Raw genomic sequence first — 18,309 nt, 5'->3', positions numbered from 1 at the left:
GACACACATGACAGTGATCTTCTCGGATGCCCCGATCGCGAAGATCACCGCCGGTGCATCACGCCACGGAGTTGATCACTTACCCAACACTTTCTGACCCGCCGCCCCGCCTGACCGGTCGGATTCGCCCGACCCGCCTGACCGTCGGCCCCGGCCGGGCCGACGGCCCGCCCGCCGGCACCCGCGCCCCGCGCGCACCGCCCCGGGGCGGCTCCTCCCCGTCGCAGACCCCCACTGCGCACCCCCCCAGTCACCCGTCAGGTGCCGGCTTCCCCCGTGCCGGCACCTGACGGGCCGTCGGCATGCCCGGCGGCCGTCCGCGCCGTGCCGCCGCCACGCCGCAGGGGTGCGCCGGATTGACGCCGGGGTGCCCCCGGGCCGTCCCATGGCGCCCCGGCCGGGGCGGGGAAGCCGTTGGTGACACGGGGGCCGCAGGGGCGAACGGATGTTCCCGGAGTTGATGGGGCCGCGGGGGTGCGATAGGAGAGATTCACCCTATCGGGGGGTAGTCAGCCGCTCTGCGGGCTCCGTCGGGCCCCGATGATCTAGGGTTCCGGATGGGCCGCCGGGAGACGGTGGTCGCCTTTCGCGTCAATCGCCAACGCCCCCACCGATAAACGGATCTGATGATCCGTCATGGCATGCGTCAGGGCGGGCCGGTGTGCCCCTGTACGCGTGAACCGATCACAGGAATGGAGAGCCCTGCCGATGACCGTGGACACGAGCCCGGAGGCAGTGCAGGCCAAGCAGCAGAGCCTTGCGACGGCTGCTGCCCGGAACCTTGCCACCACGACCAAGTCCGCACCGCAGATGCAGGAGATCACCTCCCGCTGGCTGCTCAAGGTGCTCCCCTGGGTCCAGGCGGCCGGTGGCGCCTACCGCGTCAACCGCCGGCTCACCTACGCCGTCGGCAACGGGGTGGTGGAGTTCATCAAGACCGGCTCCCAGGTCCGGGTGATCCCGGCCGAGCTGGGCGAACTGGCGCTGCTGCGCGGTTACGAGGACGAGGAGGTCCTCACCGCGCTGGCCGACCGCTGCCAGCAGCGGGACTTCGGCCCCGGCGAGGTGCTCACCACCCAGGGCGAGGCCGCCGACAGGATCTTCCTGATCGCGCACGGAAAGATCAACAAGATCGGCACCGGCAAGTACGGCGACGACACCGTGGTCGGCGTGGCGGGCGACGGCGACCGCTTCGGCGACGACGCGCTGCTGAACCCGGACGCCGTCTGGGAGTTCACGGCCAAGACCGCCACCTCCGGCGTCGCGCTGACGCTGAGCCGGGCGGACTTCGCCGCCGTCCGGGACAACGCGCCCGGCCTCCAGGAGCACCTCCGGGGCTTCCTGGCCCTGCCGCTCCAGGCGCAGAACGAGCGCGGCGAGGCCGAGATCGCCATGTCGGCCGGTCACCACGGGGAGTACGAGCTGCCCGGCGCCTTCGTGGACTACGAGCTGAAGCCGCGCGAGTACGAGCTGAGCGTCGCGCAGACCGTCCTCAAGGTCCACACCCGCGTCGCCGACCTGTACAACCAGCCGATGAACCAGACCGAGCACCAGCTGCGGCTGACCATCGAGGCCCTGCGCGAGCGCCAGGAGCACGAGATCGTCAACAACCCGGAGTTCGGCCTGCTCAACAACGCCGACTTCGACCAGCGCATCCAGACCCACTCCGGCCCGCCCACCCCGGACGACCTGGACGAGCTGCTCAACCGCCGCCGCGACCCCGACTACCTGCTCGCCCACCCGCGGACCATCGCCGCGATCGGCCGGGAGTTCAACGCCCGCGGGCTGTACCCCACCCACGTCGACCTCGGCGGGCAGCAGGTGCCGGCCTGGCGCGGGGTGCCGATCCTGCCGTGCAACAAGATCCCGATCACCAAGGAGAACACCAGCTCGATCCTGGTGATCCGGGTCGGCGAGGACAACCAGGGCGTCATCGGCCTGCACCAGACCGGCATCCCGGACGAGTACCAGCCGTCGCTGTCGGTCCGTTTCATGGGCATCGACGAGAAGGCGATCATCTCGTACCTGGTCAGCGCCTACTACTCGGCCGCCATCCTGGTGCCGGACGCGGTCGGCGTGCTGGAGAACGTGGAGATCGCGCACCGCCGCGGCTGAGCGGGTGGAACGGCGAGCAGGGGCCGTAACCGGTCGGCTCGATGATCGTTTGACCTGAAGACGGACGGCCCGCCCCCTCGATGGCGGGCCGTCCGCCTGACCGCATCTGATCATTTCCGGTCGCACTCGATGGAGTTTCCGTCGGGAGAGCGACCGGATTCGACTGTTCATCCATGCTGCTCATTTCCCAGCGGCCGGTCGGCCCGAGCCCGATCCGTCCTCTCCGGACGGTCCGAGAGGTGTGTGGAGCCCATGCCCCAGCTTCGGCAGATCCGCCGGATACCGCCCGGTCACGGCGGGGGCGCGGCGCCCGGGCGGCGGGTGCGGCTGGCCGGTGCGGCGGCCGGTGTGGTCGCCCTCTGCGCGCTGGCCGCCGGCGCGAGCGCGTCCGGAGCCGGGAAGCCCGGCTGGCACCCGCCCGAGCCGGCGGTGGACATCTGCGTGTGCAGTGAGACCGGCATGTCGATGTCGGTCCGGCCGAGCGGGCAGGTGAGCGTCGGCGTGGACGTGGACGTGGACGTCCAGGCCGGCGTCACACCGGGCGCCGGGCCGGGGCAGCACTGGTCCAGGCCCCCGCACTGGCACCACCCCTGCCATCCCCACGAGCCCACGCCGAAGCCCACTCCGACGACGACATCCCGCCCGACCGGGCCCAGGCCCACCGCGCCGCACTTCCCCTCGCCCTCGCTGCCCTCGCCCCACGACCCCCTGCCGTCCTTCTCGCTGCCGTCCTTCTCGTTGTCCGCCCTTCCCGCGCCCTCGCGGCCGGAGGGGTTGCGGAGCGCGTCCGCTCGGCCGACCGGGGCGCAGGCCGCCGCCGGGCAGGGGGGCCCGGGCCATGACCACGACGGGTCCGAGGACGACGGGTACCAGGACGGCGACGACGGTCACGGCGGCGACGGGCACGGTGACCACGGCTGGCACCATCACCACCATCACCACCACCCGTGCCCGAGCCCGAGTCCGAGCCCGTCGCCGAGCCCCTCCCCGTCGCCGAGCCCCAGCCCGAGTCCCTCCCCGTCGCCCACCCGCACGCCGAGCCCCTCCCCGTCGCCCACCCGCACGCCGAGCCCCACACCGACGCCCACACCCACGCCCACACCGACGCTGACCCCCACTCCGACCCCGACGGCCACCCCGTCGCCGTCGCCGAGCCCGAGCCCGAGCCCCAGCCCCAGCCCGAGCCCGAGCCCGACGGTGACCCCGAGCCCGACCCCCACGCCGTCGCCGTCCCCGTCGCCGGCCAGCCCGACACCGGCTCCCACCCCCTCGCCCGCGTCGCCCGCGCCCCCGGCCTCCCCGGCAGCGCCCGCACCCACGCCCGCGCCGGTGCCACCGGCCCCAGCCCCGCCAGCCCCGGCCCCGGCCCCGCCAGCCCCGGCCCCAGCCCCGCCGGCCCCGGCCCCGCCGGCCCCAGCCCCGGCGGCACCCGTACCGGTGGTGCCGGTACCGGCCGCCCCGGCCCCCACGCCGCCGGCCCCCACGCCGGCGGTTTCCGTCCCCACGCCGCCGGCCCCCAGCCCGGCCGTCGTCAACCCGGTGACCCCGAGCCCCGCCGCCTCACCGAGCTCGGCGCGACCGAGCCCGCTCTGGCCGACCCCGTCCGCGCGGCCGACCTTCCACCCCCGGGGGGTGAAGCCCGCGCTCTCCCCGCCGACCCACCACGGGACCCCGACGATCACCGTGCTGCTGGTGATCATGGTTCCCGGCGTGGTCGCCGCAGTGGCCCTGCGCCCGGGCAGGGGCCGGGGCGGCGGCCGGTCGGGCCGCTCCTGACGCGGTTCCCGGCCGGTCCGCGGGCCCGGTCGTCCTGTCACAAGTCCTGCCAGAGAAGGGAGTTCCCATGTCCGAGTGGGTGGCGTTGACCGTCGCCATGGCGTCGGCCGTCGCCGTGGTGGTGGTGATCCTGCTGCTGAGGCGCCGTCGAATGGGCGTCGAGGAGAGCACTGACGAGACCCCGGACGTCATCGAGTACATCACCATGATGATCGGGGTGGTCTACGCGATCGTCCTCGGTCTCGCCATCGCGGGTGTCTGGGAGGCGCGCGGTGCCGCCCAGGGCGACCTGTTCAACGAGGCGCAGTCGCTGCGCCAGGTGAGCGACCGCGCGGTGATCTACCCGGCGGAGTTCCGGGACCAGGTCCGGGCCGACGTGGACGCCTACGTCTCGTACGTGGTGAACACCGAGTGGAGCTACATGCAGGAGAACGGCGGGATCACCGACAAGGGCGACCAGCTGCTGCGGAAGCTCCAGACCGACGTCGCCACCCGCCCGCCCGCCTCCGACGTGGAGTCGGGGGCCTACCAGTCGATGAACGACCTGATCGGGCAGGCCTCCGAGGCCCGGAACTCGCGCGGGCAGAACGCCGGTCCGACGATGCCGGGCGTGGTCTGGTTCGGGCTGATCGGCGGTGCGGTGGTGACCATCGGCATGCTGTTCGCGCTCCAGATCCGGAACACGCCCAGGGAGCTGATCCTGGCCCTCTGCTTCAGCGTGCTGATCGCCTTCGCGCTGTTCATGATCTGGGACTTCGACAACCCGTTCGCGCGGAGCGTCTCGGTGACCACCCAGCCGTTCGAGGACCTCTTCCCCTCGCTCTTCGGCTGAGCGGGCCGACGGGGGCGCGGAGCGCTCCCGGAACGGCGGACGGCCCGCGCGGAGTGTCCGCGCGGGCCGCCGACCGTAGCCGGTGGGCGGTCAGCGAAGGCTGCTGTCCATCGCGTTGAGCATGGTGGCGGAGGCGTCGTCGTTCTCCAGGGAGAAGGCGAACAGCCCGGCCAGGCCCTTGCTCTTGGCGTAGGCCCCGCGCGCCTGGACGGCCTGCGGGGTGTCACCGGTCCAGAAGTTGGTGCCGTCGTAGACCCAGCTGCTCTCGGTGACCGGGTCCCAGTGGGTCTGCGCCGCCGTCGGGTTGAGCTCCTTCCAGGCGGCCAGGCCGGCCTCCTGGCTCAGCGGCTTCTTCGCCGTCGGGCCGGTCGCGCTCTGGTAGAGGCCGAAGTCGGAGCCGGCCGGGACGCCCGTCCAGCCGCGCCAGTAGAACGGGATGCCCAGCACGATCTTGTTCGCCGGGAAGCCGCCGGGGACGCCGTACTCGGGCAGGCCGGTGGTGTACGCGGCGAGGGTGGTGTCCACGTTGTACTTGCGGGTGCCCGGGGTGATCGGCGTGGTCGGGTCGGCCGGGCTGTCGTGCAGCGGGTCCTGGTGGTTCGTCGGGCCCGTGGCGTCCCAGGCCCCGTGCATGTCGTAGGACATCACGTCGGCGAAGTCCAGGTAGGCGCCGATCTTGTCGGTCTCCAGCTGGGCGATCTTGTCCTGGCCGCTGGGCAGTGCGGCGGTCAGCAGGTAGCGCTTGCCCTGGGCGGCGCCGAGGGCGTCCAGCTGGGTGCGGAACTCCTTGAGCAGCAGGGTGAAGTTCTGCTTGTCGGCCGCGGAGTAGTGGTTGCCGGTGTGGCCGCCGGCCGAGCCCGGGTACTCCCAGTCGAGGTCCACGCCGTCGAAGAGGCCCGCGGCCGAGGCGGGGCCGCCGGAGGCGTCACCGGCCACGCCGGTCGGCAGGTTCCCCTTGAGGAACATGTCGACGCAGGAGGAGACGAAGGCCTTGCGGGAGGAGTCGGTGGCCGCGGCGTCCGAGAAGTACTTGGAGTACGTCCAGCCGCCGATCGAGATGGTGAACCGCAGGTTCGGGTACTTGGCCTTCAGCTGGCGCAGCTGGTTGAAGTTGCCCTTGAGCGGCTGCTCCCAGGTGTCGCTGCTGCCGTCCACGCTGGTGGCGCCGCTGTAGTCGGCCTGGTAGTCGGCGTAGGCGTCGCCCGCGCCGTCACCGGCGTTCGGGTTGGACTCGTTGGCCGAGTCGGAAGCCTTGACGGCCTGGAAGCAGGTGAACCTGGTGGGGTCGATGTTGGCGAACGCGTAGTGGACGACGTCCAGCTTGGCCGCCGCGCCGCTGGTGTCGACGTTCTTCGCGTTGTACGCGTTCTCGTAGACGCCCCACTGGTCGAAGTAGGCCGAGCGGATCGGCTGCTGGGCGGGCGCGGCCGCGGTCGTGGTGCTCACCGGCGCGGACTGGGCGGAGGCGTGGCTGCCGGAGTACCCCTGGACGCTGAAGGTGTAGCTCCGGCCCGGGAGCAGCGAGCTGACCGCGACGGAGGTGCCCATCGAGGTGGCGACCAACTGGCCGTTGGACCACACCTTGTAGGCGATCGGGCCGTCCCCGCTGGTGAGGGTGGAGGGCTGCCAGGTGAGGACCACCGCGTTGGACGTCGTCCGGGTGACCGCGAAGCCGGTCGGGGTGGTGACCTTGCCGTCCCCGGCCGGGCCGGTCGCGGTGGCCGTCGGGGTCGGGGTGGTGGTCGTGGGCGTGCCGGACGGGCTGCCGGTGGCCGTCGGGGTGCCGGTGGCGGTGGGGCTGCCGCTCGCGGTCGGGCTCGCGGTGGCCGTCGGGGTGCCGGTGGGGCTGGGGCTGGCGGTCGCCGTCGGGCTGGCGGTGGAGGTCGGCCCGGCCGGGCCGGTCAGCGTGAGGTCGTCGGCGTAGTAGGTGCCGGTGCCGTACCAGCCGTGGGTGAAGACCGTGACGGAGGTCGTGGTGGCGCCGGTGGTGAAGGTGGTGCTCAGCTGGTTCCAGCCGGTCGCCCCCGGGGTCCAGACCGAGGAGTTGACGCCGGTGCCGGTGGCGCCCAGGTAGACGTAGCTGCCCTGGACCCAGCCCGCCAGGGTGTACGTGGTGTTCGGCTGGACGGTGACGGTCTGCTGGCACTGCGCGGCGTCCGAGGCCGAGGCGGCGCCGCTGAGCGCGCGGCTCCCGCCGTGCACCGGGGTGGTGACGACGGACCCGTTGGAGCAGGTCCAGCCGGCCAGGGTGCCGGTCTCGAAGCCGCCGTTGGCCAGCAGGTTGACCGGGGCGGCGGAGGCGGAGCCGAAGGTCAGGGCGAGGGCGGCGCCGCTGGTGGTCAGGGTGGCGGCCAGGGCCAGCGCGGTGGCCCTTCTGCGCTGGGCGGCCCGGCGGCCGGCGCGCTCCCCGGTGGGGTGAGCGGGCCGTGCGGGCAGGACACGGTCGTGCATGCGGTGGGTCCTCCGGATGTGTGGGGGTTCCGGCGGTGCGGTGGCCCGGGTGGGCCGAGGGAGCCGGCCCGGGCGCGGTGGGGGCGCGCGGGCTGGTGGTGCCTGCGGACGAGCGGTGCGCGGACCCGGCGGGCGGCCGACCCGTGCACGTCACGAGTGAACAGATTGGACTGGACCAATATTCGCCGTCAAGGGTGTCCGCCCGCCGGACGGTTCCCTGCCGGGCCGGCGGCGGCCGGGTAGGTTGGCCGGTACGAGCAGGCCCGTCGAACGGAGGAGGCGCGATGGACAGCCAGGACTGGGACGACCGCTACGCCGCGAGCGAGCTGGTGTGGGGCGCCGCGCCCAACCAGTGGGTGGTCCGCGAACTGGCCGGACGCACCCCCGGCCATGCGCTGGACCTGGCCGCCGGCGAGGGCCGCAACGCCATCTGGCTGGCCGCCCAGGGCTGGGAGGTCACCGGCCTCGACTTCTCCGCCGTCGCCCTGGAGCGCGCCGAGCGGCTCACCGCCGACCTGCCCGACGCAGTCGCCGACCGGCTCACCTGGCGCCACGGCGACGCCCGCGCCTTCGAGGCCCCCGCCGCCGGCTACGACCTCGTCCTGGTCGCCTACCTCCAGCTCTCCGCCGCCGACCGCCGGGCCGCGCTGCGCCGCGCGGCCGACGCACTCAGCCCCGGCGGCACCCTGCTGGTCGTCGGGCACGACCTGAGCAACCTCACCGAGGGCGTCGGCGGTCCGCAGGATCCGGCCGTGCTCTTCACCCCGGAGGACGTCCTGGCCGACCTCGCCGACCGGGGGCTGCGCACCGTCCGGGCCGAGCGGGTGCACCGGACGGTCGGCGGCGAGCCGGGCCACAGGGGCGCCGACGGCGAGGGCGGAGGCGGGGCCGCCAGGGTCGCGGTGGACGCGCTGGTGCGGCTGGAGCGCGGCGCCGGGTAGCGGGCCGGCCGGGCCGCCACCCGGCGCCCCCGGCCGTCCGGCGGCGGCCGATCCACCGTGCGATGTACGGTAGTTGACGACTCGTCAACTACCGTGTGGGGCATGAGGACTCGCACGCTTCCGGCGGCCCTGGTGGCCGCCGCGCTGCTGCTGGCCGGGTGCGGCGGACGGGATCCCGGCTCCGGTGCCGCCGACCGGGCCGGCCCCGGGCCGACCGGCGGGCCGACGACCGGTGCGCCCGCGACGGGTGCGCCGGCGACCGGTGACCTCGCCGCCGGTGACCCCGCCGCCGGTGACCCCGCCGCCGGGGGCCCGACGGCGGGCGGCACCGAGCGCCGGGCCGACGGCGCCCGGCTGCTCTACCGGGCCGGCGGCGGCCGCAGTGCGCAGAACCCGGCCTTCGCCCCCGACGGCCGCTCGGTGCTGCTGACCGAGTTCAGCGGGGGCTACAACCGGGGCGCGGCCGCCCTCGGCATCCTGCCGTTGGACGGCGGGGCGCCGCGCACCGTGGTGGAGGATCCCGACAAGGCGGCCGTCAACCTGCCCGGCAGCAGCTGGAACGCAGCCGTCGGTGCCTTCGCCTTCGCCACCGACCGGGAGTCCGAGCACGACGAGGTCTGGCTGATGCGGCCGGACGGCGCCCCCGAGCGGGTCACCAGGCACGCCGACGGCAGCGGCTACAGCGAGCCGAGCTTCTCCCCGGACGGCGAGTGGATCGTCTTCCAGCGGAGCCCGGAGCCGGAGCGCGCCGCCGGGCGGGGCGACGCCGCCGGGCAGGACGACGCCGCCGAGCAGGGCGCGCTCTGGAAGGTCCGCCGCAGCGGCGGCGCGCCCGTCCTGCTGGTCGACGGCCGCAGCACCGGGACCGACAACCGGCAGCCGAACTGGTCCCCGACGGGCGACCGGATCGTCTTCCAGCGGCGGAGCGCGGGCCGCGAGGACTGGTCGCTGTGGACGGTGGACGCGGACGGCGGCGGGCTGCGGAAGGTCGTCGACGCGCCGGGGGAGCACACCGACCCGAGCTGGTCGCCGGACGGCCGCTTCCTGGTCTTCTCCTCCACCCTGGGCGGCCTGCCGAACGCCCAGGTCTTCGTGGTGGACGCGGCCGGCGGCCCTCCCGTCCGGGTGACGAGGGACGACACCGCCTACGACGGCGCGCCCAGCTGGTCTCCGGACGGGCAGTGGATCGCCTTCGAGTCCGCCCCGGGCGGCGAGGCCAACCCCGCCGCCCTGTGGCGCATCCCGGCGCCGTCCGGCCGCAGCGGGCCTTGACCGACGGTGATCGTCACCACCGAGTACTGGGCGACGGTCAGCGGCACGCTGACCGTCGCGCCGGTGACGGTGTACGGCACGGCCCTGGGAGCCGGGTCGGTGCCGTCCGGGCTCGCGACCGTGACGGCGGTGACGCCCGCCCCGTCCGGGAGCGCGTAGGAGAGCGTGCAGTTGGTGGAGGTGCTGCGGAACGCCGCGGGGGAGTCGCCGAAGTTGGTGAAGTTCACCAGGTGGACGACGGTGTCGGCGCCGAGCCGCCGGGCGTCCAGGAAGATCCGGCGGTCTCCGGCCAGGGTGACGGCCGGCGGGGCGGACTCCCGGACGGCGGCGAGCAGTTGGTCCGCCGAGGCCTGGTCGGTCCTGGTGAGGTAGCTCAGCCCGGGCAGCGCCTTGACGTACCAGCAGGTGCCGCTGCCGAAGGCGTTCTTCCGGGTGGCGGGCAGCGGGTCGGCCCGGCGCAGGCCGAGGACGTCGGAGAGCGCGAACTCGTCGCGTCGGCCGCCCAGTTCGTCCAGTGCGGTGGGGGCCGGGCCGGTGATCACGATGGTGCCCCCGGCCGAGACGAAGGCGCGCAGCAGCGACGCCTCGGTGTCCGAGACCGCCTGGAGGTTGGGCAGCAGCAGGACCTTGAACCGGGCGAGGTCGTCGGCGGTCAGGCCGGGGCTGGGCACCGTGTCGAAGGGCACGTGGGCGTAGACCAGCGCCTTGACGGTGCCCCGGAACTCGCCGAGCCAGGGCAGCGAGGCGCAGCTCATCTGGGGGTCGTCGCCGCCCCACCAGTCGGTGACCCCGGCCGGCGCCGTGGCGTTGACGTACATCCCGTTGCCCTCGCCCGGGGCCACGTAGTCCCGGGAGGGCGCCGAGTGGTAGACGCCGACCTGCGCGATGGGGGCCGGGTCGTAGAGCTTCGCCTGGTTGACGCGCACGAAGCGGTACATCCGGGTGCGCATCGCGGCGTCCACGGTGTCGTTCTTGAACGGCGTCTTCACCTCGTACGGGTTGCAGCCGGCCGCGATCAGCTGGGACATCACCAGCGAGGCGTCGTCGGCCTGCCAGCCGTAGGAGAACGCCCAGGCGGGCTTGGTGCCGCTGGCGGCGCGGGCGTACTTGTACATGGAGATCAGACAGACCCAGTCCGAGGCGGTGGCGTGCCGCATCCCGTCGTAGTTGCCGAGGATGTCCACCTCCCAGACCTGGCTGACGGCGCCGGGGGCCTGGCGCAGGTAGCCGCCGTCCAGGCCGATCGAGGTGGCGTAGCGGTAGTCCATCGACACGGTCTCGACGAAGGTGACCAGGTCGGGGTTGACGGAGCGGCCCGCCTCGGCGATGTCCAGCTGGAACCGGAGCAGGTTGCGGTGGCGCCACTCGACGTAGCGGCGGAAGACCGGGTCGGCGTAGTTCGCGGCCTTGGGCAGGTCCAGGCCGGTGTCGGCCTTGAACGCGGCGGCGCCCCAGCTGGAGGCGTCGCACCAGGAGAGCACGCCGTCGAAGTAGATCGGCACGTCCGGCCAGATGCCGTCGACACCGGTCGCGGCCACGCCCTTGACCCGCTTGAGGTAGTAGTCCCGCCAGGGCGAGTCGGGGCTGAGCCAGACGCTCTCGTCGCCCGGGTCGACCCAGACCACCACGCTGCCGTAGAAGACGTTCGGCTTGCCGGCGAGGTCGCGCTGCACCCAGTTCTTGCCCTGGTCGTTCTTGTAGAAGGAGCGGCCCTTCTCGCCGCCGGGGGAGATCAGCTCCAGCGACGGGTAGTACATGACGACCTTGAGGCCGGCCGCGTGGGCCAGGCCGGTGAACTGCTTCACCTCGGCCATGTGGGCGGCGAACTGGGCGTCGGTGAGCCAGTCGGAGAGCAGGGTGTCCAGCTCGATGACGCTGACCTCCTGCGCCTTGAGGGCGTCCACGGTGCCCTGCATGTCGGCGGGCTCGTTGAAGGTGCCGTCGGCGATCCGGGCGTAGCGGGCCCAGTCCGGCCAGGCCGGTGCGGTGGTGGCGGGGCGCGGCGCGGCGAGCCGGGGGCAGAGGCCGTCGTACGTCGCCGAGCCGAAGTCGGTGTCCGGGGCCGGGGCGGCCCAGGCCGCGCCGCCGGGCAGCAGCCGGACGGTGGCCAGTGCGCCGCCGGCGCCGAGGCCGGCCCGGAGCAGTCCGCGCCGGCCGAGCCGGGAGCCCCCGGGGCGCCGCGGCGTCGCGTGCGGTGCGGTTCCTTCGTGCTGCTCGGGTCCTTCGTGCGGTGCGGTTCCTTCGTGCTGCTCGGGTCCTTCGTGCTGCTCGGGCATGGTGGTCCCCCCAGCGTGAGCGGGCCGGCGCCGGTCGGCCGGGCCCGGGAACGGTCGTGAGCACGGCGAGTCGCGGGCACTGCGGGTCGCGGGCGAGGCGGGTCGGGCGCGCCGTGACGGGTCCGCGGACGGCGTGCCGTCGCCGCCGGGCGCCGTCCCGGAGCCGACCCTAGACCGTGCGCCGCCCCGGTCGTCCGTTCACGCCCCACGGCTACGCCAGACGTCGGACCGCCCGTTCCCCCAGGGTGCGGACCGTCGTCGGGGTGAGGGCCGGGGGAGTTCGGGGTAGGGGGACCGCAGAGCGCCGTCGATGATCACAAATTCTCTACAGTGCTGTAGATTCGCGGCACGGGCGGTGGCAGAACGAGGAGGACGCGGTGAGCGTTTCGCTGGCCAAGGGGCAGAAGATCAGCCTGGAGAAGCCGGGCGGTGGGCAGCTGAGCCTGGTCCGGATGGGCCTCGGCTGGAAGGCGGCGGAGCGCAAGGGCTTCCTGGCCAAGCTGCTCGCCGCCGGGCGGGAGATCGACCTGGACGCCTCGGCGGTGCTGTTCGCCCAGGGGCGGCCGGTGGACGTGGTCTTCTTCCAGCACCTCAACAGCAACGACGGCTCCGTCCGGCACAGCGGGGACAACCTGGTCGGCGGCGCGGGCGACGCGACCGACGACGAGTCGATCACGGTCGACCTGACCGCGGTGGCCGCCGAGGTCGACCAGATCGTCTTCACCGTCAACTCCTTCACCGGGCAGACCTTCCAGGAGGTCGAGGCGGCCTTCTGCCGGCTCGTGGACGAGACCACCGGCGTCGAGCTGGCCCGCTACACGCTCACCGGCGGCGGCCCGTACACCGCCCAGGTCATGGCCAAGGTGCAGCGCACGGCGACGGGCTGGCAGATGACCGCGATCGGCCAGCCGGCCAGCGGGCGGACCTTCCAGGACCTGATGCCGGAGCTGGTCAAGCACCTCTGACCGCCGCGCGCCGGTTCCGGCACCGGGCGTCAGCCGACGTCACGGCGCCGGAACCCGGCCGGGACCAGGGCGACCAGGGCCGCCGCGACCGGGCAGAGCGCGGCCAGCGGCGTCCAGTCCGTCGCGGCCGCCCGGAGCCGGGGCACCCGGTCGTACGGGGAGAGCGCCGCCAGGCCCGCGGGGAGGTCGAGCAGGGGCCCCGGGTGCCGGATGCCGTCCCGGGTCTTCTCCTGCCTGATGGCGGGGGAGAGCGGGGTGCTCGCCTCCGCGGAGCTCTCCGAACGGCTGAGGATCAGCCCGGCCGCCGTCTTCGGGGCGATGCGGGACCTGGTCCGGGTCGGTCTCGTCGCCAGGGAGCGCGAGCCCGGCTCCCGGCGGGACCGCTACCGGGTGCTCGACGACGCCTGGTTCGAGTCGCTGCCCCGGCGCGACGAGAACCTGCTGCGCTGGGTCCGGGTGCTGCGCGAGGCGAGGCCACCGTCGGGACGGGCTCCGCGGCGGGGAGCGGCCGGCGGAGAGCGCGGCCTTCTTCGAGTTCATGGTCGACGAGCGACACGGGACGCCGGTCCGCCGGCGCGAGCACCGCGCGGCCGGGGAGCGGGAGGCACGGGCCCGCGCCGGCCGGGGGGCCGGGGCGCGGTCCCCGGTGCGGGAACCGCGCCCCCCGGCTCACTTCGTCGGGGCGGCCGACGGCGAGAACGCGGCGCTGGGGGTGGCGGGAGCGCCGCTCGGGGTCTGCGTCGCGGTCGGGTCCGGGGTGGGGCAGCCCGGCAGGGGCGTCGCCGTCGGGCTGCCGGTCGGCGTGGCGGCCGGGGACGGGGACCCCGTCGGGGTGGGCGCGCCGGACGGCGACCCGGTGGGCGTGGCCGTCGGGTCCGGGCAGGCGGTGGGCGTGCCCGTCGGGGTGCCGGTCGGCGTGCCGGTCGGGGTGGTCGTGGGCGTGCCGGTCGGCGTGGCCGTCGGGGAGGCGCCGCCGCTCGGGGTGGTCGTCGGCGTCGCCGTGGGCGAGGTCGAACCGCCGGGCGTGGGTGCGACGGTGGCGCTCGGGCTCGGCGACGGCTGGGCGCTCGGCGACTGCTCCGGGGCGGGTGTGACCGGGACGGTCGGCTGCGGCTCCGTGCCGGGCGTGGTGCCGGTGCCCGCGCCCGGACCGCCGGTGGGCAGGCCCGGCAGGCCCGGCAGGCCCGGCAGGCCCGGCAGGTACGGCGTGGGCAGCGGGGAGGGCGGCACCGGGGAGCCGGGCCGGTTCGGGACGGTCGTCACCGTGCCGCTGCCGTAGTGCGCCATCCAGTTGCGCACCGTCCGCAGGTACTCGCCCGAGTTGTTGTAGCTGAGCACCGCCCGGTCGAGCTGCGCCGGGTCGGCGAGGTCGCGCCCGCCCGCGCACAGGTATCGGCCGGCCGCCTCGGCGGCGTCGAAGACGTTGTTCGGGTCGGCCTTGCCGTCGCCGTTGGCGTCCACGCCCCAGGCGGCCCAGGTGGAGGGGATGAACTGCATCGGGCCGACGGCGCGGTCCCAGCGGGAGTCGCCGTCGTAGCGGCCGCCGTCGGTGTCGGGTATCGCGGCGAAGCCGTTGCCGTCCAGGGCCGGGCCGAGGATCGGCGTCAGCGTCGTCCCCGCGGCGTCCACCCGGCCGCCGTTGGCCTGGCCGGACTCGACCTGGCCGATCGCGGCGAGCAGCTGCCAGGGCAGGTGGCAGCCCGGCGAGCGCTGCGCCAGCGAGGCCTCGGCCTGGCGGTAGGCGGCGAGCACGGTGGCGGGCAGCGCGGGGCCGGTGGCCGCGAAGGGCCCGGCCGAGGACAGGCCGGGCAGCGTGCCGGGCGGCTGGGGCAGCAGGACGGTGCCGCCGCCGTCGGCCGGCACGCCGGTGCCGAAGGTGCCGGGGAACTCCGTGGAGGCACCGGCTCCCGGCAGCGAGCGGCCGGCGTCCTGGCCGTCGGCGCCGGCCGCCTGGCCGGCGTCGGCGGCCGCGACCGGGGCGAGCCCGAGGCCCGTCACCTGAGAGCCGGTCAGCGCGGCCAGCGCCGCGAAGGCCGCCGCCGTCCCCGTGACCCGCTTGCCGATCCGGACCTTCCGCCCGCCCCCGGCCTTGCCGATCCGCACCGTCATCCGCTACCCCTCCCCGTCGCCGTCCGGACCCTCCCGGAACGGTTGAGCTGCCGTCATCGTCCCCGCCCGGTCGAGGGCGGGGCCCGCTGCCGGGACGATTAGTATCACGACGATCTGACAGGGACAGGGTGGCCGGGGGGCGGACCGGGGCCCTCCGAGGGGTAAACGCTGCACCTCAGCGGGGGTGCGGCCGGGCGCCGCGCCGTCCCGGGGCCGCGCCGCGTACCGTCTCCCCGCCGCGGCCCGTGGGCAACTGCCGTTCCGGTACGGAAAGTTGACCGGGGAACCAACGGCGGTGGGACGGGCGCTTCCGGGCGCCGGACCGGCGGTCCGGGGCACGGGGGTGGTGCGGGCCGGGCGCTTCGGGCCCCCCGGCGCCGCCCGCCCCCCGTCCCCCTGACCTGCCGGAACGCCGCAGGACGGGCACGGCGCCCTCTACCAGGACGGGCGGCCGGGCGCCAGGGGACGGCCCCGACTCGGCCCTGGACGGGTGACGTTCTGGTGAAAATGGGCATGCCAGGAAGCACCGCCCGGCATGCTGTGGCGCGTGATGATGCGGATGGAGGTCCAGACCGTGAGCCCGAACCTGCCGGAGACCCTCACCGAGGGAGCGGTCGTCCTGCCGGCTCCCCCCCGGGTGGTCGACGACCTGGCCCGTGACCTGACCCAGGCCGCCGCGGCCGTCCGGGCGGTGTCGCGCACCCGCCGCTCCGGCGGGGACGTCGCGGTCGCCGCGTACACCGCCGTGGTCTGCACCGGGCGTTCGGCCGCCGCCGCACTGGAGGAGGCCGCCGCGTGGTGCCGGCAGGCCCCCGAGGCCGAGGTGCACTCGCTGGCCTGGGCGCGGGTGCCGGGGCACCGCGAGGACGTCCACGAGTACCGCGTCACGATGGCCGTCAGCTTCCCCGACGGCGAGACCGGGGAGCACCTCGGCGACACCCACCACGCGTGCCGCTGACGGCATATCATCGCCCCCATGGTCGATGGGGGTACGAACGAGATGGCGCAGGATCCGAGCGCGGACCCGGACGGCACGGTCGCGGGGGAGCGCCCCGACGGCCCGCGGGAGCTCTCGCGGGCCGCCGCCGTCGCGGCCACCGTGCTCGCGGCGGCCTGCGGCGCCGCGGTCCTGCTGGCGGTGTTCCACTGGCTCGGGTGGGGCATCCCGTGGGTCGGCTGGCTCGTCGCCAAGGCCGGGATCAAGCTCGCCGTCGGGGGCTTCGCCGGGCTGGCCGTCGGCCTCGCCTGGTTCCGGGCCAGGCTGGGGGCGTGGCGCCGGGGCTGACCGGGGCCGGGCCGGCGGCCCGCCGGCGTATCGGCCCGGTGGCGTACCGGCCCGGTGGCCTGGTGGGTCAGCCGGCCTGCGGGGGCGGGCAGGTGAGGTCGTGCTCGGGGGCGGTGTCCTCCAGCAGGTAGCGCTCCACCACCCCGCTGACGCAGGCGTCGGAGGTGGGGTACTGGCCGTGGTCGCCGTTCCCGGTGACGGTGACCAGCCGGGAGCCGCGCAGCGCGCGGTGGGCGCCGAGCGCCGCCTCGTAGGAGGTCACCGGGTCGTGGACCGAGTTGAGCATCAGGGTGGTCGGCAGGTGCGCGCCGGTCACCGTGACCCGGGGCGCCGGGGCCACCGGCCAGGCGGCGCAGACCGCGGAGAAGGCGAGCGTCCGGGCGCCGACGAGAGGGAAGCGGGCGGTGTTCTCGGCACTGCGCCCGACCCAGGTGTCCAGGTCCCTGGTCCACGGGGTGTCGTTGCAGGTCACCGAGAAGTACTCGGCGAGGAACTCCGGGCTGAGGTAGCTGTCGAAGGCCTTCGCCGCTGCCGCGCGGGTGGCCGGGTCGGCGCCCTGCCAGTCGTCCAGGGTGACCAGCAGCCGGGCCAGGTCGGGGTAGTTGGCGGCCCGGTAGAGCGCCGAGATGGCGACGTTGTCCAGCTGGTTCGGGCCGATCGTCACCGTGCCCTCGACGACGGGCGCGTCGTGCAGGGCGGCCCGCCGCCGCTCCCAGTGCGCCCGCACCTGCTCCGGCGTGGCGCCCCAGTGGTAGGTGGCGTCCCGGGCCGCGAGCCAGGGCAGGAACTCCTCGTCGAAGCTGCGCTGGAAGCTGGCCGGCTGGCCCAGCTCGAACGCCTCCCAGGTGCCGTCGAAGCCGACGTTGCTGTCCAGCACCATCCGTTCCACCCGGTGCGGGAAGAGCGTCCCGTAGTAGGCGCCGACCATCGAGGCGTAGGACGGGCCGAAGTAGCTGATCCTGCGCTCGCCGAGCAGGCCGCGGAACAGGTCGATGTCGCGGGCGGTCTGCTCGGTGGTCAGGTACGGGAGCAGGTCCCCGCTGCGCTCCTGGCAACTGGCGGCCAGTTTCTCGGAGTTGGCGATGACGCGGTCGATCGCGGCGGGGGACTGGTCGCGGTAGTCGCCGGCCAGGAACTCCCGGAACTCCTCGCGCGTCTGGCAGACGGCCCGGGTGCTCTCGCCGACCCCGCGCTGGTCGAAGCCGACGATGTCGTACGCGGCGGCGACCGCCGGGGCGCCGGCGGCCAGGTTGGCCGGGCGCACCAGGCCGGAGCCGCCGGGGCCGCCGGCCGCCATCAGCAGGGTGCCCCTGCGCTTGGCCGGGTCGGTGGCGCGGTGCCGGGAGACGGCGATGGTCAGGTCGGCCCCGGCGCCGGGGTGGTGCCAGTCGCGCGGGGCGGTCATGGCCGCGCAGTCGAGCGCGGGCTGCCGGGCGCAGGGCCGCCAGTCCAGGATCTGGTGGGTGTAGCGGGCGGGCGCCGGGGCGGCGTCGCCCGGGGCCCGGCCGGTGGCGGGGGCCCCGGGGGGGGGGGCCCCCCCCCCCCCCCCCCCCCCCGCGGCGGCCGCCCGCCGGGGCCCGGCGCCCCGGGCGGGGGGCCCGGGGCGGGGCGGGGCGGGGCGCGGGGCGGCCGGCCCCGGGGGCGGGGGGGGGGGGGGGGGGGCGCGGGGGGGGGGGGCCCGGGGCCCCGGGGGGGGGGGCCCCCGGGGGGGGGGGCCCCCGCGAGCCCGGCCGGCAGGACGGCGGCGACGGCGGCGAGGGCCAGGGCGCCGCGGCGGGTGCGCCGGGCGCGGGGAGGGGCGGCCGGGGTGTGCGGGGCTGCGGGGTGCTGGGCTGCGGTGTCGGTCACGGGAAAGATCCTGTCCGGGCCCGGTCCGACGGTCGATCACCCCTGCTGCCGTCTTCGGGGTGGTGCTGGCTGCACCTCGTCCGGGCGGTGGGCCCGCCGACGGTCGGTCACCCCCGTGTGGTCCGCGGGGTGGTGTGCGGTGCACCTCGGCGTCGCCGACGGCCGTGCGGCAGCAGCCGGTGCGCTCGCCCCGTTCCACCGGCGCGGCCGGGCCCGGCTCGTCGCCTCGGAGCCCCGGGCGGTGGCTCGGTGGGGGTCGAACTGCCGGCCGCAGGCCGGAGCAGCTCCGGGGCCGGGGACATCGGCTGCCCCGGCTCCGGGCCCGCGTTCCCGGCCCGGTCGGGGGGGGGGGGGGGGGCCCCCCCCCCCCCACCCCCCCCGGGGGGGGGCCGGGCGGGGCCCCCGGGGCGGGGGGGGGCGGCCGGCGCGCCCCCGCGGG

12 protein-coding genes are annotated in these 18,309 nt (G+C 75.4%); 7 read left to right on the top strand and 5 right to left on the bottom strand.

Annotation, left to right across the window (positions count from 1 at the left end):
* The first annotated feature begins 708 nt into the window (after window positions 1-708).
* Window positions 709-2,115: a family 2B encapsulin nanocompartment shell protein gene (locus ACH5AR_RS24420; RefSeq protein WP_396303614.1), complete on the top strand. Its 1,407-nt coding sequence runs from the start codon at window positions 709-711 to the stop codon at window positions 2,113-2,115.
* 935 nt (window positions 2,116-3,050) lie between these two features.
* Here ACH5AR_RS24420 and ACH5AR_RS24415 read toward each other — a convergent pair.
* On the bottom strand, window positions 3,051-3,434 hold the full coding sequence (locus tag ACH5AR_RS24415) for a hypothetical protein (protein ID WP_396303613.1): 384 nt from the start codon (window positions 3,432-3,434) through the stop codon (window positions 3,051-3,053).
* Between the two features lie 313 nt (window positions 3,435-3,747).
* On the opposite strand from ACH5AR_RS24415, the gene ACH5AR_RS24410 reads away from it, so the two are divergent.
* Together ACH5AR_RS24410 and ACH5AR_RS24405 are read left to right on the top strand one after the other, a co-directional pair.
* Complete coding sequence (locus tag ACH5AR_RS24410; protein WP_396303612.1) at window positions 3,748-3,891, top strand: hypothetical protein; 144 nt, start codon at window positions 3,748-3,750, stop codon at window positions 3,889-3,891.
* Window positions 3,892-3,958: 67 nt separating this feature from the next.
* Window positions 3,959-4,723 carry a hypothetical protein gene (locus tag ACH5AR_RS24405; RefSeq protein WP_396303611.1) on the top strand — a complete coding sequence of 255 codons (765 nt, stop codon included), beginning with the start codon at window positions 3,959-3,961 and terminating at the stop codon, window positions 4,721-4,723.
* Window positions 4,724-4,813: 90 nt separating this feature from the next.
* Here the strand turns inward: ACH5AR_RS24405 and ACH5AR_RS24400 are convergent, their stop codons facing one another.
* On the bottom strand, window positions 4,814-7,174 hold the full coding sequence (locus tag ACH5AR_RS24400; protein WP_396303610.1) for a glycosyl hydrolase family 18 protein: 2,361 nt from the start codon (window positions 7,172-7,174) through the stop codon (window positions 4,814-4,816).
* A 284-nt stretch (window positions 7,175-7,458) separates the two neighbouring features.
* On the opposite strand from ACH5AR_RS24400, the gene ACH5AR_RS24395 reads away from it, so the two are divergent.
* Window positions 7,459-8,115, top strand: coding sequence for a class I SAM-dependent methyltransferase (locus ACH5AR_RS24395; RefSeq protein ID WP_396303609.1), 657 nt, complete (start codon window positions 7,459-7,461; stop codon window positions 8,113-8,115).
* A gap of 1,145 nt (window positions 8,116-9,260) precedes the next feature.
* Here the strand turns inward: ACH5AR_RS24395 and ACH5AR_RS24390 are convergent.
* Window positions 9,261-11,663, bottom strand: coding sequence for a hypothetical protein (locus ACH5AR_RS24390; RefSeq protein WP_396303608.1), 2,403 nt, complete (start codon window positions 11,661-11,663; stop codon window positions 9,261-9,263).
* Between the two features lie 377 nt (window positions 11,664-12,040).
* Here ACH5AR_RS24390 and ACH5AR_RS24385 point away from each other — a divergent pair, with 377 nt between their 5' ends.
* Window positions 12,041-12,628: a TerD family protein gene (locus ACH5AR_RS24385; protein WP_396303607.1), complete on the top strand. Its 588-nt coding sequence runs from the start codon at window positions 12,041-12,043 to the stop codon at window positions 12,626-12,628.
* 669 nt (window positions 12,629-13,297) lie between these two features.
* Here the strand turns inward: ACH5AR_RS24385 and ACH5AR_RS24380 are convergent.
* A complete protein-coding gene (locus tag ACH5AR_RS24380; RefSeq protein WP_396303606.1) occupies window positions 13,298-14,737 on the bottom strand; it encodes a lytic murein transglycosylase in 1,440 nt (479 codons plus the stop codon).
* Between the two features lie 535 nt (window positions 14,738-15,272).
* Between ACH5AR_RS24380 and ACH5AR_RS24375 the strand changes: the two genes are divergently transcribed.
* Window positions 15,273-15,695: a hypothetical protein gene (locus tag ACH5AR_RS24375; protein ID WP_396303605.1), complete on the top strand. Its 423-nt coding sequence runs from the start codon at window positions 15,273-15,275 to the stop codon at window positions 15,693-15,695.
* An 18-nt stretch (window positions 15,696-15,713) separates the two neighbouring features.
* Entirely contained in the window at window positions 15,714-16,022 is a 309-nt protein-coding gene (locus ACH5AR_RS24370; protein WP_396303604.1) for a hypothetical protein, read from the top strand.
* A 67-nt stretch (window positions 16,023-16,089) separates the two neighbouring features.
* Here the strand turns inward: ACH5AR_RS24370 and ACH5AR_RS24365 are convergent, their stop codons facing one another.
* A complete protein-coding gene (locus ACH5AR_RS24365) occupies window positions 16,090-17,427 on the bottom strand; it encodes an alpha/beta hydrolase (protein WP_396303603.1) in 1,338 nt (445 codons plus the stop codon).
* Between the last annotated feature and the right edge of the window lie 882 nt (window positions 17,428-18,309).

Source organism: Kitasatospora sp. NPDC018619 (assembly GCF_044391605.1).
GTDB lineage: Bacteria > Actinomycetota > Actinomycetes > Streptomycetales > Streptomycetaceae > Kitasatospora.
The sequence above is the reverse complement of the archived record's forward strand: the minus strand, read 5'-3'. Positions and strand labels throughout refer to the sequence as shown.

What these genes read in the sequence shown, in the direction of transcription:
- ACH5AR_RS24420 (WP_396303614.1), top strand. Translation starts at nt 709, where the DNA reads ATGACCGTGGACACGAGCCCGGAGGCAGTGCAGGCCAAGCAGCAGAGC.
- ACH5AR_RS24405 (WP_396303611.1), top strand. Translation starts at nt 3,959, where the DNA reads ATGTCCGAGTGGGTGGCGTTGACCGTCGCCATGGCGTCGGCCGTCGCC.
- ACH5AR_RS24400 (WP_396303610.1), bottom strand. Translation starts at nt 7,174, where the DNA reads ATGCACGACCGTGTCCTGCCCGCACGGCCCGCTCACCCCACCGGGGAG.
- ACH5AR_RS24395 (WP_396303609.1), top strand. Translation starts at nt 7,459, where the DNA reads ATGGACAGCCAGGACTGGGACGACCGCTACGCCGCGAGCGAGCTGGTG.
- ACH5AR_RS24390 (WP_396303608.1), bottom strand. Translation starts at nt 11,663, where the DNA reads ATGCCCGAGCAGCACGAAGGACCCGAGCAGCACGAAGGAACCGCACCG.
- ACH5AR_RS24380 (WP_396303606.1), bottom strand. Translation starts at nt 14,737, where the DNA reads ATGACGGTGCGGATCGGCAAGGCCGGGGGCGGGCGGAAGGTCCGGATC.
- ACH5AR_RS24375 (WP_396303605.1), top strand. Translation starts at nt 15,273, where the DNA reads ATGCTGTGGCGCGTGATGATGCGGATGGAGGTCCAGACCGTGAGCCCG.
- ACH5AR_RS24370 (WP_396303604.1), top strand. Translation starts at nt 15,714, where the DNA reads ATGGTCGATGGGGGTACGAACGAGATGGCGCAGGATCCGAGCGCGGAC.
- ACH5AR_RS24365 (WP_396303603.1), bottom strand. Translation starts at nt 17,427, where the DNA reads ATGACCGCCCCGCGCGACTGGCACCACCCCGGCGCCGGGGCCGACCTG.